This window comes from Kitasatospora sp. NPDC059571 (genome assembly GCF_042735675.1).
Lineage (GTDB): Bacteria > Actinomycetota > Actinomycetes > Streptomycetales > Streptomycetaceae > Kitasatospora.
In genome coordinates, this window is the sequence record NZ_JBHWBW010000173.1 from 1 (window position 1) to 14,509 (window position 14,509).

11 protein-coding genes and 3 pseudogenes are annotated in these 14,509 nt (G+C 73.6%); 5 read left to right on the forward strand and 9 right to left on the reverse strand.

All coding sequences use genetic code 11. The annotated features are described in order from the left end of the window. Positions 1-94 precede the first annotated feature (94 nt). Positions 95-469 (forward strand): hypothetical protein, encoded by a 375-nt coding sequence (locus ACFV0G_RS20130; RefSeq protein WP_380549293.1) that lies wholly within the window; start codon positions 95-97, stop codon positions 467-469. Positions 470-502: 33 nt separating this feature from the next. Here the strand turns inward: ACFV0G_RS20130 and ACFV0G_RS20135 are convergent, their stop codons facing one another. Beyond that, complete coding sequence (locus ACFV0G_RS20135) at positions 503-1,060, reverse strand: hypothetical protein (RefSeq protein WP_380549296.1); 558 nt, start codon at positions 1,058-1,060, stop codon at positions 503-505. A 339-nt stretch (positions 1,061-1,399) separates the two neighbouring features. On the opposite strand from ACFV0G_RS20135, the gene ACFV0G_RS20140 reads away from it, so the two are divergent. Together ACFV0G_RS20140 and ACFV0G_RS20145 are read left to right on the forward strand one after the other, a co-directional pair. Continuing rightward, positions 1,400-2,566 carry an acyl-CoA thioesterase/BAAT N-terminal domain-containing protein gene (locus ACFV0G_RS20140; RefSeq protein ID WP_380549299.1) on the forward strand — a complete coding sequence of 389 codons (1,167 nt, stop codon included), beginning with the start codon at positions 1,400-1,402 and terminating at the stop codon, positions 2,564-2,566. Positions 2,567-3,211: 645 nt separating this feature from the next. After that, positions 3,212-4,159 (forward strand): transglycosylase SLT domain-containing protein, encoded by a 948-nt coding sequence (locus tag ACFV0G_RS20145; protein WP_380549302.1) that lies wholly within the window; start codon positions 3,212-3,214, stop codon positions 4,157-4,159. A 562-nt stretch (positions 4,160-4,721) separates the two neighbouring features. Here the strand turns inward: ACFV0G_RS20145 and ACFV0G_RS20150 are convergent. Further along, positions 4,722-5,681, reverse strand: a pseudogene (locus ACFV0G_RS20150) (GlxA family transcriptional regulator); the annotation flags it as partial. Between the two features lie 144 nt (positions 5,682-5,825). Here ACFV0G_RS20150 and ACFV0G_RS20155 point away from each other — a divergent pair. After that, positions 5,826-6,791, forward strand: a complete 966-nt coding sequence (locus tag ACFV0G_RS20155) for an NADP-dependent oxidoreductase (RefSeq protein ID WP_380549323.1) — start codon at positions 5,826-5,828, stop codon at positions 6,789-6,791. Positions 6,792-7,475: 684 nt separating this feature from the next. On the opposite strand, the gene ACFV0G_RS20160 is transcribed toward ACFV0G_RS20155, so the two are convergent. From ACFV0G_RS20160 to ACFV0G_RS20170, 3 genes and pseudogenes are all read right to left on the reverse strand, one after another. Beyond that, on the reverse strand, positions 7,476-7,727 hold the full coding sequence (locus ACFV0G_RS20160) for a hypothetical protein (RefSeq protein ID WP_380549305.1): 252 nt from the start codon (positions 7,725-7,727) through the stop codon (positions 7,476-7,478). A 1,386-nt stretch (positions 7,728-9,113) separates the two neighbouring features. Continuing rightward, a pseudogene (locus ACFV0G_RS20165) lies at positions 9,114-9,419 on the reverse strand (oxidoreductase); the annotation flags it as partial. Between the two features lie 29 nt (positions 9,420-9,448). Next, entirely contained in the window at positions 9,449-10,822 is a 1,374-nt protein-coding gene (locus ACFV0G_RS20170; protein WP_380549308.1) for an alpha/beta fold hydrolase, read from the reverse strand. Positions 10,823-11,029: 207 nt separating this feature from the next. Between ACFV0G_RS20170 and ACFV0G_RS20175 the strand changes: the two genes are divergently transcribed. Continuing rightward, positions 11,030-12,019 (forward strand): ArsR/SmtB family transcription factor, encoded by a 990-nt coding sequence (locus ACFV0G_RS20175; protein ID WP_380549311.1) that lies wholly within the window; start codon positions 11,030-11,032, stop codon positions 12,017-12,019. Between the two features lie 2 nt (positions 12,020-12,021). Here the strand turns inward: ACFV0G_RS20175 and ACFV0G_RS20180 are convergent. The 4 genes and pseudogenes from ACFV0G_RS20180 to ACFV0G_RS20195 all read right to left on the reverse strand — a co-directional run. Then, positions 12,022-12,207, reverse strand: a pseudogene (locus ACFV0G_RS20180) (gfo/Idh/MocA family oxidoreductase); the annotation flags it as partial. Between the two features lie 12 nt (positions 12,208-12,219). Continuing rightward, positions 12,220-12,630, reverse strand: a complete 411-nt coding sequence (locus ACFV0G_RS20185) for a hypothetical protein (RefSeq protein WP_380549314.1) — start codon at positions 12,628-12,630, stop codon at positions 12,220-12,222. A 612-nt stretch (positions 12,631-13,242) separates the two neighbouring features. Then, positions 13,243-13,806: a hypothetical protein gene (locus ACFV0G_RS20190; RefSeq protein ID WP_380549317.1), complete on the reverse strand. Its 564-nt coding sequence runs from the start codon at positions 13,804-13,806 to the stop codon at positions 13,243-13,245. A gap of 297 nt (positions 13,807-14,103) precedes the next feature. After that, positions 14,104-14,418, reverse strand: coding sequence for a hypothetical protein (locus ACFV0G_RS20195; protein WP_380549320.1), 315 nt, complete (start codon positions 14,416-14,418; stop codon positions 14,104-14,106). Between the last annotated feature and the right edge of the window lie 91 nt (positions 14,419-14,509).

Genomic DNA, 14,509 nt, shown 5'->3' on the forward strand with positions numbered 1-14,509 from the left:
CCGAGACCCCCCCCCACCCACCCACACCCAACGGGCCCGCCCCCGCGCCCGGCCCCCGCCCGCCCCCCCAACTCGACCGGGAGGCGGAGAACGGATGACCCTGGAGGAAGGCCGGCGCGTCAGGCTGGCGCAGGACCTCGCGATCGGCGAGGCCTTCGCCGGGGAGCCCGGGGCCGCCGTCGGGTTCCTGTCGCTGGGCGCCGGGATCGAGGGCACCGTCGAGCGGGTGGACGGACAGATCCCCGACAGCGAGGAGGTCCGCGAGTACCAGCGGCTCAAGGCGCTGTTCGAGGACTACGGGCACACCATGCCCGACGCGAGCCGCACGCGGCTCGAGGAGCAGATCGCCGCACTGGCGCCGCAGTGGGCCGCGCACCGGGAACGGGGCGCCCGGGTGACGGTCCGGGTCCGGCTCGACAACGGCCTCGTCCTCGACGGCGCGCACCAGGACGTCCTCACCCCGCTGTGAGGGCGGGCGTCCCCGCGCGGCAGCGGGGGTGGTTCAGGTGTCGGGGCCGCCGCCCGGCCGCCGGGCGGGCCGGTCGGGGGCCGGAATGCGGACGAGGAGTTCCCGCGCGGCCCGCACCAGGCGGGCGGGGAGAGCATCGGGGTCCGGCCGCCCGCCGTCCTCCCCGCGCCCCAGCACTGCGTCGATGACGGGATTCAGCTCCTCGCACCGCCCGTAGGCGTCCGCGACGTCGTCGATGATGAGTGCGGCACCCTCCACGGGATCGAGCCATCCGCCGGCGATCTCGCAGGCCCACCAGCGGGCGAGCGCCAACCGGCCCTCCCAGTAGCCCTCGGGCGGGTGGAAGCCGAACCCGAGTTCGTCCATCACCCGATCGAACAACTCCGGGACCAGGTCGTGCTCGAGACGGTTCAGCGCGGCGAGGTGCAGCACCGACGGGGTGTCAACGCCGGCGACCAGGGCGCGCAGCGCGGCATCGATCAGCGTCTGCGGGTCGCCGCGCCGGCCGTCCACCCACCCGTGGGCGATCTGCCGCAGTTCCCGCACCGCCCCCGCGCCGCCCGCCGCGGCGGGCGTCCCACTTCCCGTCATGGCGGCATGCTGCCACCCGAAGACCGCAACCGGACACCGGATATCACCCGCCCGCACCACCCGACGCCCGACGCCCGGGGCCAGGCGCCCGGGGACCGGCGTTCTGCGGGGCCGCCGCGAAGGCGCTGACGGGTTCGCCGACGATGCGATTCAATGGGGCCCCTGGGGAATGTGCAGCGGCCGGCGGGTCCGGGGCCCGTCCGCTCTCGGAGTTCGGCGAACGCAGCGAGGAGCAGGGTCGTGGGGGACCGGATACGGGGTCTGGCATGCGTCCTGACGGTGCTTTCGCTCCTCGGCGCCGCAGCGGCGGGATGCTCGGCGGGCCGGAGCGGGAGCGTCGTGATCGAGGCCGATGCGCCCACCGCGCCGGTGGACCGGCCGGTGCACCTGCACATCGGCGGACTGCCGCCCGGCGAGGAGGTCACCGTCGATGCGCAGGCGGTGGACTGGCAGGGACAGCAGTGGGGCGCACGGGCCGTCTTCCGGGCCGATGCCCACGGCCTGGTCGCCCCGGACACCGCCCGCCCCAGGAGCGGCACGTACCAGGACCCGGACGGCATGGGCCTGTTCTGGTCGATGGCCCCCCGCAGCGGTGACCCCGAGAGCTCGTCGTTCTTCCCGCGCGTCTCCCCGCAGCACAGCTACGACGTCACGCTCACCGTCTCCGCGCACGGGCACCCGCTCGCCACCCGGACACTGACCCGCACCTGGTGGGGACCCGGCGTGAGCAGCAGGACGCTCTCCCTCGCGACCGACCGGGTCTGCGGGGAGCTGTTCCTGCCGGCCCCGGGCACCCCGCGCCACCCCGCGGTGCTGGTCCTCGGCGGCTCCGAAGGGGGCAACGGCGAGACGCCCACCGCCGCACTGCTCGCCTCGCACGGCTACCCGGCCCTGGCACTCGGCTACTTCGGCCTGCCCGGCCTGCCCCGGACCCTGGAGAACATCCCACTGGAGTACTTCGCCACCGCGGCCCGCCTGCTGGCCGCACAGCCCGGCACCGACCCCGCACACCTCCTCGCGATGGGCTACTCGCGCGGCAGCGAGGCGGCCCTGCTCCTCGCCGACGACTACCCCGACCTCGTCCACGGCGCAGTCCTCTACTCCCCCTCCGCCCAGGTCAACGGCGCATTCCCCGGCCCCGGCACCACCGCCTGGACCAAGGACGGCAAAGCCGTCGCCCAAGGACCCATCGCGCTGGACCGCATCAGCGGCCCCGTCCTGGCCCTCGCCGGCGCCGACGACCGACTGTGGCCCTCACCGCTGTGGGCCCGGCAGATCGTCCGCGAACTCGACGACACCGGCAACCGCTACCCCCACCGGGCACAGGTCTTCCCGAACGCCGGACACGGCGTCGGCACCTACCCCTACCTCGCGGCCGGCACCCGCGCCGTCCAGCCCGTCACCGGCCGAGCGATCACCCTCGGAGGCAGCCGCCAGGGCAACGCCGCCGCCCGCGCCACCGGCTGGCCCGAGGTCCTCGCACTCCTCGCCACGCTCAGCCACTGAACCCGCCGGGACACCCCGCAACCACCCCGCACCGACACCCGCACGGACACCCGCACCACATGCGCTGAATGTCCCAAATGCCCGACGCGCCGGGCGAAACGGCGCTTTTGTGACATCCATCGCCTTCACGTCCTTTTGCAGGAAAAGTCTGGACTCCGGCGCCGCGAGGGGGATAGAAATCCCCAACCCCGTCGGTCAGTGCACCGACCAGTGTCCGCAGGGACCCGCGCGCCGCAGCGCCGCGGTCACCACCGAGCACGTCCGCCTCGGCACGCCCTGCACACCCGCCACCTTGCCCCTGCCACCGAGGCGACACCGTGACACCGAACCCCGATCCCCCACAGCCGGCCCGCCCCCCGCCGCCCCGCCCGCCCCCGCGGTCCACGCCCGCCCGGTGATCGCCCGCGCAGGGGTCGCCGGACTCCTACCGACGGCACCACCCGGCACCACCCGGCAGCACCCGGGCAGCCCGCGCCGCCCGCACCCCCGACCCTCCCCGGCTCTCCCCGCCGGGCCATCTCTCCCCCGGCCCTCCCCCGCCGGTCCCCCCGCAGCGTTTCCCCCGGCGCGTCCCGGCCGGGCCCACTGCGCTGCCCCCGGGTCCCCCGCCCGGGCGACCTGTCCCCCTTGTGTACGGAGCCCCCGATGCCGAAGCACGCCCGCCCGCGCCGCGTCCCCGCCGTCCTCCTGTCCGGCCGGTGGATCACCACCGCGGCCCTGGCCACCGCGGCCGTCGCGGTCACCACCGCCAACGCCGCCCCCGGCCATCCCAGCGGCTCCACCCCGGCCACCACCGCCGCCAGCCATAGCCCGCAGCTCGAACCCACCGCGTGGCACGGCCCCTCCTCCGCCCACCGCACCACCGACACGCACCGCACCACCGACACGCACCGCACCACCGCGGCCGAACCCACCACCGCGGCCGAGCGCACCACCGCCGCGATCCCCGCGCAGCGCACCACCTCCCCCTCCCCGACGCACCGCACGGCCCTGCCCGCGCAGCGCAGCACCGGTTCGACGCACACCACGGCCCCCGCGCCGCACACCGCACAGACGCACACCGCACGCACGACTGCCGCGCCGGCCCGCACCGCGCAGCCGCGGACGGCCACCCATCCGGCCACCGCCGCGCCGCACACCACCGGGAGCACCCCGGCACCGGCCGCGGCCGCCCCCACGACGGCACCGGCCCCCGCACCCACGGCCGCCGGCACTGCTGCCGCCACCGCGGCACCGAGCCCCGCGCCGAGCGCCGCGCCCACCACCCAGGCCACCGGCAACCTCGACAGCTGGATCAAGGACGCGCTGACCGTCATGGCCGCGAACCACATCCCCGGCACCTACGACGGGATCTACCGCAACGTCATGCGGGAGTCCTCCGGCAACCCCAACGCCATCAACCTCACCGACTCCAACGCCGCCGCCGGACACCCCTCCAAGGGACTCCTCCAGGTCATCGACCCCACCTTCCAGGCCTACCACGTGCCGGGCACCTCGACCGACATCTACGACCCCGTCGCCAACATCACCGCCGCGTGCAACTACGCCGCCCACTTCTACGGCTCCATCGACAACGTCAACGGCCCCTACTGACCGCGCCCGCGGCCGTCCCCCGTGTCCCGGCCCACCCAACGGGCCGGAACACGGCGGCCCGGAACACCCGGGCCGCCCGGAACACGGGGGGTGCACGAGTGGCGGCGGCCCGGAACACGGCGGCCCGCTCACGGCAGCCGGCACAGCCACCCGCCCCCCCCAGAAGAGGTAACGCAACGTCAGGCCGACCGGCCGTTGCCATGGAAGAGAGCGAACGCCACGCCGACCGCCCCGGCGCCGGCCCTGCACGCAGCGGCCCCGCCGTCGGCCCGAGCCAGTGCCCGAGCCCGTGCCCGTGCCCGAGCCCGTGAGGACGGGGCGACTGCGGCCGGGCCGGGGCGGGCGTACGACCCGGCGGCCGGGGCGGGCGTGCGGCCCGGCGGCCCGGCGGCGGGGCGGCGGGGCGGCGGGGCGGCGGGGCGGCGGGGTCGATCCGGAAGCCGGCCCCGTGACCGACATCCGGCGGACGACGCCCGGCGCAAGCACGGGGCGCCCGGGCCGCGGCCGAGTCGAGGGCACGCCCCGCCGGAACCGCCGCGGGGCAGCGCGCCGGCCACGGCTCCGGTGCACTGTGGGCGCGGCGGTAGGCCAGGGGTGACAGGCCCAGGTAGGTGTGGAAGTGCTTGCGCAGCGCGACGGGGTCGCCGAAGCCGCAGGCGGTGGCGATCCGGGCGACGGTCAGGTCGGTGGACTCCAGCAGCAGGCGCGCGTGCGCCAGCCGCTGCTGCGCCAGCCACTTCAGCGGGCTGCTGCCCACCTCGCTGCGGAACCGCCGGGTGAAGGTGCGCACGCTCATGTGCGCGTGCCGGGCCATGTCCTCCAGCGTGACCGGCTCGGCCAGCCGGTCCGTCGCCCACTGCCGGGTCGCCGAGGTGGAACGGTCGGTGTCCTGCGGAACCGGGTGCTCGATGAACTGCGCCTGCCCGCCCTCGCGCCACGGCGCCACCACACAGCGCCGCGCCGCGGCCGAGGCCACCGCCGCCCCGTGGTCCAGACGGACCAGATGCAGGCACAAATCGATGCCGGCCGCTCCGCCGGCGGACGTCAGAATGCGCCCGTTGTCGACGAACAGCACGTCCGGATCGACCTCGACACCGGGGAACAGCCGCGCCAGTGCATCGCACAGCGCCCAGTGCGTGGTGGCCCGCCGACCCTCCAGCAGACCGGCCGCCGCGAGCAGGAAGGCCGAGGTGCACAGGCTGACGATGCGCGTCCGCGGCCCGATCCGGTCCAACGCCGCGGCGAGTTCGTCGCCGAGCGCGCCGGTCGCGAGCAGGTCCTCACCCGGTTCCTGGGTGGCGATGACGACGGTGTCCGCGCTCTCCAGCACCGACTCGTCGTGGTCGACGACGATCCGGTAGTCCTCGTGCGTCCGCACCGGCCGGCCGCCGAGGGAGCAGGTGACGACGGAGTACAGACGGGTCCCGTCCGCCTCACAGGCCTCGTTGAACACCCGGGCCGGGATGCCCAGGTCCAGCGGCAGGACTCCGTCGAGGGCGAGAACGGCAACACGATGCGGCATGGCCGGAATGGTACGACAGGTGGCCTTCCGGCCACTCACCCGCCCCCGCGCCCGCACGCCACTGTTTCCTCGTGCCGAAACCGCGGTCCCGGCACAAGGAAACAGCGAGAAGAAAACAGTGAGACGGACATGAGCGAGGACGACATGAGCGAGCACACCATGCGGGCTGTCACCGTCACAAAGTTCGGCGGGCCGCAGGTGCTGACCCTCCAGGAGGTCGCGCGCCCCGAGCCGCTGCCGACCGAGGTACTGGTGCGCGTGCACGCCGCCGGCGTCAACCCGGTGGACTGGAAGACCCGCGAGGGCCAGGGCATGGCGGGACTGCAGACGTTCCCCCTGATCCTGGGCTGGGACGTCTCCGGTGTCGTCGAGGAGGTCGGCTTCGGCGTCACCACCCTCGCACCCGGCGACGAGGTGTACGGCATGCCGTGGTTCCCCCGCGCCGCCGGCGGCTACGCCGAGTACGTGACCGCCCCGGCCCGCCAGTGGGCCCGCAAGCCGGCCACCCTGGACCACGCGCACGCGGCCGCCGTGCCACTGGCGGCACTCACCGCCTGGCAGACCGTCGTCGACACCGCCCACGTGCAGGCCGGCCAGCGCGTCCTGATCACGGCCGCCGCCGGCGGGGTGGGCCACTTCGCGGTCCAGTTCGCCCGGCACCTGGGCGCCCACGTCATCGCCACCGCCCGCGCCGCACGCCACCCCTGGCTCAAGGAACTCGGCGCCGACGAGACCATCGACTACACCACCACCCGCTTCGAGGACGCCACCCACGACATCGACGTCGTCATCGACCTGGTGGGCGACACCCACGACCGCACCAGCACCCGCTCGCTCACCGTCCTGCGCCCCGGCGGCCTGCTGGTCGCCGTCCCCGCCGGCGTCTCCCCCGAACTGGCCCGCGCCGCCGAAACGGCCGGCGTGCGGGCCACCCCCTACCTGGTCGAACCGGACGGCGCAGCACTGACCACGATCGCCGACCTGATCGACGCCGGAAAGATCACCGTCGAGGTCGAGGAGACCTTCCCGCTGACACAGACCGGCGCGGCACACACCCGCATCCAGGCCGGCCGCACCCGCGGCAAGATCGTCCTCACCCTCACCCACTGACCACCCCACCCCGCCCCGGCAGCCCACAACAGCACCGCGCACGACAAGACCCACCACCGCCCAGCCCAGCCCATCCCAGCCCAGCCCATCCCGGCCCGGCCCGGCCCGGCCCGGACACCACGAGAAGCAGGCGCACCGACGGACACCACGACAAGCAGGCGCACCGACGGACACCACGACAAGCAGGCGCACCGACGTCACCACGAGAAAGCGGCGCGCTACCGGCAGGCCCGGCACCTACGTGCCGGGCCCTGCCGGGCACCGACGCCACCGCCGCCCTCGTCGATACCCACGACGAGGACGGCCACCGGTGGACCGGCCGGCCCGCGGACAAGGCCCAGAGGCACCGCCCGACATGCAGGCGCCCACCCGCACACCGGCCGGACGAACGAGACCGGACCGGCTGCAGGCACCCGCCACCGGCAGACAGCAACAGCCCGAACCCCGCCGACACGGGAGCACGCACCCCGGGCAGGCCGCCCCCGGGCCCCGGGGGCGCAGCGAACACGGCGGGGTGAGCCGAACGCCCCCGACGACGCGGCATCCCAGGCGCACCACCAAACTCCGCAACGGCGGCCACGTCACCACGCCGACGCGCACAAGCCCCGCACGCCCGTCAGCCGTGCGTTCCGGGCATCTTCGCGGCGATGAGCCGGTAGTCGGTGAACACGACCGGGCCTGCCGTCAACTCCGGTCGGTACACAGCCCCGAAAACCCGTACGGCGGCCGAGGAGCCTGGATCCCATGCGCCGCCTCGTCGGCAAAGGTGAACAGATGCACGAACTTCCAGGCGTCGTCCATCTGCTGCCAGGCGGCGTACATCATGGCGCCCCGCTCGTACTCGGAGACATACGACACGAGAACGGCCGCAGCCCCCGCCACCGCGGCAGCCGCCTCAGGCCCCACCCGGTAACGGGCGGACTGATAGATCGGCATCAGCCCGCCAAAAGACCACGCCGACACAGGCGCCCCCACGGCCCCCACGGCCCCATGTTCCCCGCGCACCAGGATCACCCCCACCGGAAGCCGACAACGACACGGGCAGACAAGCGCTCGGTGCCCGGACGGAAACCCCCACCAGGGTCCTCGGCGCCCGGACGGAAACCCCCACCAGGGTCCTCGGTGCCCGGACGGAAACCCCCACCAGGGTCCTCGGTGCCCGGACGGAAACCCCCACCAGGGTCCTCGGTGCCCGGACGGAAACCCCCACCGGGGTCCTCGGTGAGAACCCCACCCCGGCGAGGGCCGAACGCCCCCGGCCACCCGTCACCCGCGAACGCCAACGGGGTGGGCGACGCCGTGGTACCAAAGGCCTCGGTACCACGGACCCGATCCCCCGCCGCACCTCACCGGCCCGGCCGGCCGGGTGACACCGTGGTGCCAAAGGCATCGGCACCCCGAATCCGATCCCCCGCCGCACCTCACCGGCCCGGCCGGCCGGGGCAGGAATCCCGGAGCAAGCAGTACAGCCGGCACGCCCTGCCCCCCGGGTGTCCTTCCGGGCAGCGGTGCCCGGTCACATCGCACCCGCGGACCTGGCGACGACGCCGTCGCACCCGCACCACGACGCGACACCGGCGGTGATCCCACGCGCACCGACCGGTGACAACGAGCAGCCCGCCGCGTCCGCCGGAGACCGGCACGCTGTCACCGTCGCAGAGCGAGCCGACCCGCACACGACCAAGCCCGCCGGCCAAGGTCCAACCCGCCCCCGGACCACTGCCCCTCACCCGCTCCGCCCACCACAGCCCTCCCCTCCCCTCGCCTCGCCCGCGCCCGTCGACGGCTCGCCCCGGCACCCGCACAACGGGTACGCCCGCGCGGCGGGTACGCCGAAGGTCCTGCACCCCGCGCACGGCGCAGGACCCCAGCGGAACGACAACACCACGATCCGGACGACCAAGCAGGAACCACCGCAACCCTCCCCGAGACAAATGGGCCGCCGACAGCGTCCACACCCACCGATGAACCCACAAACCGACCACCCACCCACCGACCAGTGACCCCACAAACCGACCACCCACCCACAAGCCGGTGAACCCACACACCGACCACCCACCCGCAGGCCGCCCACCCACCCGCCGACCGATGGGGGGCGGGGTCCGGCCACCCACCCACCGACCAGTAGGCCCGCAGACCAACCACCCACCCGCAGGCCCACCCACCCCCCGACCGGTGGGGGGCGGGGGGCCCGGCGGGGCGGACCCTTCGACGGTCGTGCCGCTCACCGATCCGTCTGCAGTTTCGGCGGCGGCCGGCACCGTGCCGAGCGGTCGGGCGTCGCGGGAACCGCGGGCCCGTCCGGCGCGATCTTGGTGGTCATCACCGGCCCTGCCGGCCCGGGAGCATCACGAGGGCCCCCGAGCGCTGGGCCACCAGTTCGGCATAGGTACCGTCACGCTCGGCCCACCGGTGCACCAGGACGCGATCGACGAGGATCTCCCGCGGAGTGGGCTCGGTCCCCAGCAGGTCCATCACCTCGGTGGCGAACTCCTCGAGCGGCAGCGCATGCGGATTCACCCTCTCCTGTCCCGCCGTGGCGACGGCCGGCGGGACAAGCTCGACGACGCCCACGCCGGTGCCGTCGAGCTGCGCGCGCAGAGCCTCGGAGTAGGCGTGCACCGCGGCGAACCCACAACCAGCTCACTTAGCCGAACCTAGCCGAGCAGGAAGTCGTACACCGCCTGGCGACCCGGCGCCGAGCGGGTCTGCACGGAGTGTGCGGCGCCGGGCACGACCACCACCTTGCCCAGCGGGGCCAGCTCGGCCTCCTGGCGCAACCACTCGGTCGGGGTGGACAGGTCCCGGTCGCCGCCGAGCAGCAGCACCGGCACGTGCGGCAGCTTCCGGTGCGCGGGCGGGGCGGGCGGCACCTCCTCGCGGGGCCAGGGCAGGCAGCTGAGCAGGGTGCCGAGCCCGGTGGCGGTCGCGGCGTCGAACGGCCAGGTCTGCTCCGGCGTCAGCTGCGCCCGGACGCGCTCCACCTCGGCGGCCCGGCCCTCGACCGGGGTGTCGGAGCTGCCCCAGGGGAAACGTCCGTCAGCGCACAGGGTGCTGGCGTGCAGGCCCTGGCTGAGCAGCTCGGCCGGGGCGGCGTCGCCCTCGCGCATGCCCTGGATATACCCCTGCAGCTGCTCGGGGTGGCCCTGGGCGGCCTGATGCAGGACCTCGGGGATGCCCTTGAAGTCCGGGTCCACGAACTCGTAGGTGGTCAGCATGTCGAGCACCTCGGGCCCGTCGTGGTAGCGGCGCACCACCTCGGCCAGGTCGGCCCCCGGGTCGGTGGTGCAGCCGGTGGACTGGCAGGCCAGCCGCAGCACCCGGGCACTGGCACCGAGGGCGGCCAGGTCCAGCGGGTCGTAACTCTGCTGCGGCACCACCGAGTCCAGCACCAGGGCGGCCACGTGCGAAGGGTGCGCCAGCGCGTACCGCTCGGCGACGAAGCTGCCGTAGCTGACGCCGTCCACGGTGATCCGGCGGTCGCCGAGGGCCCGGCGCAGCTGGTCGATGTCGGCCACGGTGTCGGCCGAGCTGTAGTACCGGCGGTCCGAGCCAAGGGCAGCCGCGCAGTCGGTGACCGCCTGCGGGGTGGGCACCGCGAGGTCCGAGGCGCCCATCTGCTCCTGGAGCGCCGGGCACTGCAGGGCGTTCGCGCCCGTGCCACGTTGGTCGAACATCACCAGCCGGTACTGCGCGAACAGCGGCGCCATCCGCTGGGCGATCCTGCTGACCAGCGGCAGGCCGGGCTGGCCGGGGCCGCCGGCGAGGAAGACGATGTCGCCCTTGGGCGCGTCGGCGTTGCCGCCCACCGCGACCTTCAGGACCAGTGTGCCGGGCCGGTGCCCACTATGGTCGAGCGGCACGGTGAGCGTGCCGCAGGTGAAGCCGTCGATTCCTTCGCAGGGCGCCTGGCCGGTCAGCCCGCCGGCCCCGCCGTGCCCCGCTGCCACCGCCGGGGTGCCCAGCACCGTGGCGGCCACCAGCACCGCCGCGCCCAGCACCGCCGCGGTGCGGCCACGCATCCTCGCCATCCTGCTCTCTCCTGATTCCCCGTTGGTGTACCCGGGCGCGGCCGCACCCCCGTGACAGCCGCGCCCACCTGCGGGAGCCCGTTGACCGGCTCCGGCGAACAGTCTGCGCCGGTGGGTGGCAGGAAGCGACGATTCACGGCAGGATTCGAGCACCTTCGAAGGGTGGGGCCGCGAGGCACGAGGCAGAGCTGGGGGCAGCACACCGTCATGATCCGACTCTCCGTCGACTCCACCGGGCTGGCGCGCACCCGCTTCGTGGTCTCCCCGCTGCACGAGGCCGCCAACACCCTGATGCCGGACGGGCTGAACCCGCGCACCGGCCCGGACGCCTGGGCCGGTCGGGCCCGCCGGGTGCTGCGCCGGGAGAATCTGGAGCTGCTCTCGGCCTTCGCCCTCGACCAGGCAGGCGGCTACCTGCCGGACTTCCTCACCCCGCATCCGAACGGCCCGGCCCCGAGCCTGGCCGAGCAGCTGGAGGCCGTCCACACCACCCGGCCGGACCGCGTCCTTGCCGAGCTTCGGGCCGTCCAGGTCGGCCGCCCGGAGGCCCGGCTGCAGGGGCGCGCGCTGCCGGAGGCTGTCCGGCGGGTGCTCGACGAGCAGGGCCCGGCGCAGCTGGCCCGGCAGGCGGCCGAGGAGCTGGGCCGCTACTGGGAGCTGGCCGTCAGCCCGTACTGGGCCGGGGTGCGGGCGGCGCTGGACGCCGAGATCGACCGGCGCGGCCGGGTCCTCGCCCGACACGGCGCCGCTGCAATGCTCAACTCACTGACGCCGGACTTGCGTTGGGCGGACGGTCGGATCGAGCTGGCGAGCCGCTTCGAAGTGGACCTGCCCGCGCCCGAGCTGCTGCTCATGCCCTCACTGGTGGCCCGCCGGGTGGTGGTCGTGCTGGATCCGGTCGATGGGCTGGAGCGCCGGCCCACCCTGCTCTACCCGATCGAACGCCCCGCCGCCGCAACGGAGTTGGCCGACCCATCCCTCGCCCGCCTGCTCGGGCCGACCAGGGCCGCCCTGCTGGCTGCCCTCGCCCGCCCGGCCACCACCACCGCGCTGGCCGCCCAGCACTTCCTCAGCGAGAGCACCACCTCCTACCACCTCGGCGTGCTGCACCGCTCCGGCCTGGTCAGCCGCCGCCGGAACGGGCGGGAGGTGCTCTACCAGCGCACCACGCGCGGCACCGACCTCACCGCGCGTTGACGTCAACTCGCCTGCAGCTCCAGCTGTTCGACCACGTACTCGCACAGCTCGTGGGCACGCAGCGCATCCCGCGCCGAGAGAGTGCGGCCGGCCCGGACGGCGTCCAGGAAGTGCAGCACAACCTGCTCGATCCCGCGCTGGCGGGCCACCGACACCCAGTCACCCCGGCGGCTGGGGGCTTCATGGTGCGTCCAGGGCGGTCAGCAGTTGCGGACCGACCCGAACTGGGCGCCGTCGGAGTACCGGTGCCAGTCGCCCCACGCCACGCAGTAGGCGCCGTTATCGGCGGATACCTCAGCGCGGCCGCGCCAGGTGTTCTCACCGTTGGCGTAGATGTACGTCCACGGTGAGTAGTAGTCCTGTGCCACGCTGGCGGGGCGCCACGGGCTGTTGGGGTCCACGCCCACCGTGCCGTTCCAGCCCTCGGCGAAGACAATGATCTGTGAGGAGCCGTGGTAGGTCCGGTAGGAGGATGACCACTGCCAGTGCGCGCGGACGTTGTGGCAGTTGTCGTACTGCTGCTCGACCTGCCCGGCGTACTGGCCGCTGATGCTGATGTTCCCTGGCTGGCCAATGTTGATGATCGTGCACGAGAGCGGTGCCGCTGACACGGCGTGTGCCGGAGCCACGGCAACGGCCGACAGCAACGTCGCCGCCGCTGCAGCCGTCATCAAGCGTTTGCGGATCACGGAAGCCCCGGACCCTCGGGACGGGCGCCGCGCCCGACCCAGCGATACTGCCACGCCACCCGAACGCCGGGCGAGAGTCCTGAGACAACGGATGTGAGACCACCCCCGATAATCCGTGGAGTCGATGCCGGCTCAGCCAGCCCAGCGTGAGCACCCATCAGCAACTCACGAGCCGCCCAGAGCCCAGACGAGGCCGGCTGTCCTGTCCTGTCCTGTCCGTGCCCACCCCGCGCCGACGACCTGCCCAGCCTCCACGCCTTCCTCAACGGTCTCGAACGCAATCTCGCCGCCGTCACTGCCGGCCTGACACTGCCGTGGAGCTCGGGCGTCGTCGAAGGCCACGTCAACCTGATCAAATGATCAAGCGCCAGATGTACGGAGGGGCCGGCTTCGACCTGCTGCAAAAGCAAGTCCTGCTGGCCTGACCGCAGCTCTGTTGCCCAACGGGTGAGTCCATTCGGTTGATCGCGAACGGCCCAGGATCCAGGCCCAGCTTGCTCCGGCATGAGTCGACGCCCTGGGCGACCCACGCTGTCACGGCGTCGCGATCTGCCGCGATCGTGTGCAGCTCACCTGCCTTCTCCTGGGCTTCGACCATCCACGAGGCCAGAGGGTCCTCTCGGAGGACTCGCTCGAAGTGATCGCGGGCCGTGTCCGGATAGCCGACCAGGGCAGCCGCGATCCCGCGTCGAAGCCGTCCCAGAGGAATCCCTGGCGCACCGGCCGGGACGTCAGGTATCGGGCGACGTTCGGCAGAGACTGGAACCGCTCACTCAGCGCGGTCACGTTCGCGGCCGTCTGTCGGCTGAGTTCGAGTGCCAGCGGCGTGAACTGGTCTTCGGTGCGGAACAGCTCGGAGCCGACCCGGACCGCGTCCACGTGGAAGGCTAGTTGGTCCACGTCGTGCCACAGCCACATCGCACCGACGTGCAGACCGCTGCCGGCAGTCCACGGCGGGGTGAACTCCACAACCCCCAGCCACCACCCGTGATCATCAATCCACAGCCGCGACCGCCCACGCTGGGCCAGGCCGAGCGGCTTCAGGGACTCCCGCGCCGCCGAGGTGATGATCCGGGGAACCGGACTGCGATCTGCCATGACCGGCACTATCAACCGTCCTTCCGACACCCCCGTCGGTACTGAGCGTCACCGGTCCACAGAAGTTGGACCAGAACCCGTTCTCCCGTACACAGCCACTCCCCTGACGGCGCAGGTCACACCCGGGTGGACACCGGCTGTGACCTGTGTCGTCACGGTATCCCGGCGTGCCTTGAGGGCGCCTGTCGGTACCTTGACGACGGGTATCTACCCTCCCTTGACGGCCGGCGCTCCGGCGCTGAGCGCGTGGCCCGCCCCTGTTCGGACGGCGCGTGGGCAGGTGCCAGGTCGCCGGGGTCAGAACGGTGTGGCGCCGCTGCCGCGGATCGTGAGTGTCGCGGTGGCGTGGTCGATGGCGTTGGCGAGGAACGCATTCTGTGCGCCGTTGCCGATGACCAGGCGGAGGTTGTCGGCGACCAGGACAGCCCCGGCGTCGGCGCTGGTGTCGAACCGCAGGCGCCCCATCCACTCCTGCTGGCCATCGTGGACACTCGTCCCGCCGAATGTGCGGGCCCGGACCCGGTCGGTCCAGCAGCGCAGGTTCGCCCAGCAGCGGTACACCGTCCCGTCAGCGTGGACCACTGCGTCGCCTTGGTAGAAGCGTGGCTCCATGGCCGTAAGTCTCCGCCGACCGGCCCCGGCCCGCCCGGCCCTGCCAGGCTCGGGGCCGCAAACGCGACGGCCTCGATCCGGAGTCCCAGGC

Coding starts and splice junctions, on each gene's coding strand:
- ACFV0G_RS20130 (WP_380549293.1), top strand. CDS start 95: ATGACCCTGGAGGAAGGCCGGCGCGTCAGGCTGGCGCAGGACCTCGCG.
- ACFV0G_RS20135 (WP_380549296.1), bottom strand. CDS start 1,060: ATGACGGGAAGTGGGACGCCCGCCGCGGCGGGCGGCGCGGGGGCGGTG.
- ACFV0G_RS20145 (WP_380549302.1), top strand. CDS start 3,212: ATGCCGAAGCACGCCCGCCCGCGCCGCGTCCCCGCCGTCCTCCTGTCC.
- ACFV0G_RS20155 (WP_380549323.1), top strand. CDS start 5,826: ATGAGCGAGCACACCATGCGGGCTGTCACCGTCACAAAGTTCGGCGGG.
- ACFV0G_RS20160 (WP_380549305.1), bottom strand. CDS start 7,727: ATGCCGATCTATCAGTCCGCCCGTTACCGGGTGGGGCCTGAGGCGGCT.
- ACFV0G_RS20170 (WP_380549308.1), bottom strand. CDS start 10,822: ATGGCGAGGATGCGTGGCCGCACCGCGGCGGTGCTGGGCGCGGCGGTG.
- ACFV0G_RS20175 (WP_380549311.1), top strand. CDS start 11,030: ATGATCCGACTCTCCGTCGACTCCACCGGGCTGGCGCGCACCCGCTTC.
- ACFV0G_RS20190 (WP_380549317.1), bottom strand. CDS start 13,806: ATGGCAGATCGCAGTCCGGTTCCCCGGATCATCACCTCGGCGGCGCGG.
- ACFV0G_RS20195 (WP_380549320.1), bottom strand. CDS start 14,418: ATGGAGCCACGCTTCTACCAAGGCGACGCAGTGGTCCACGCTGACGGG.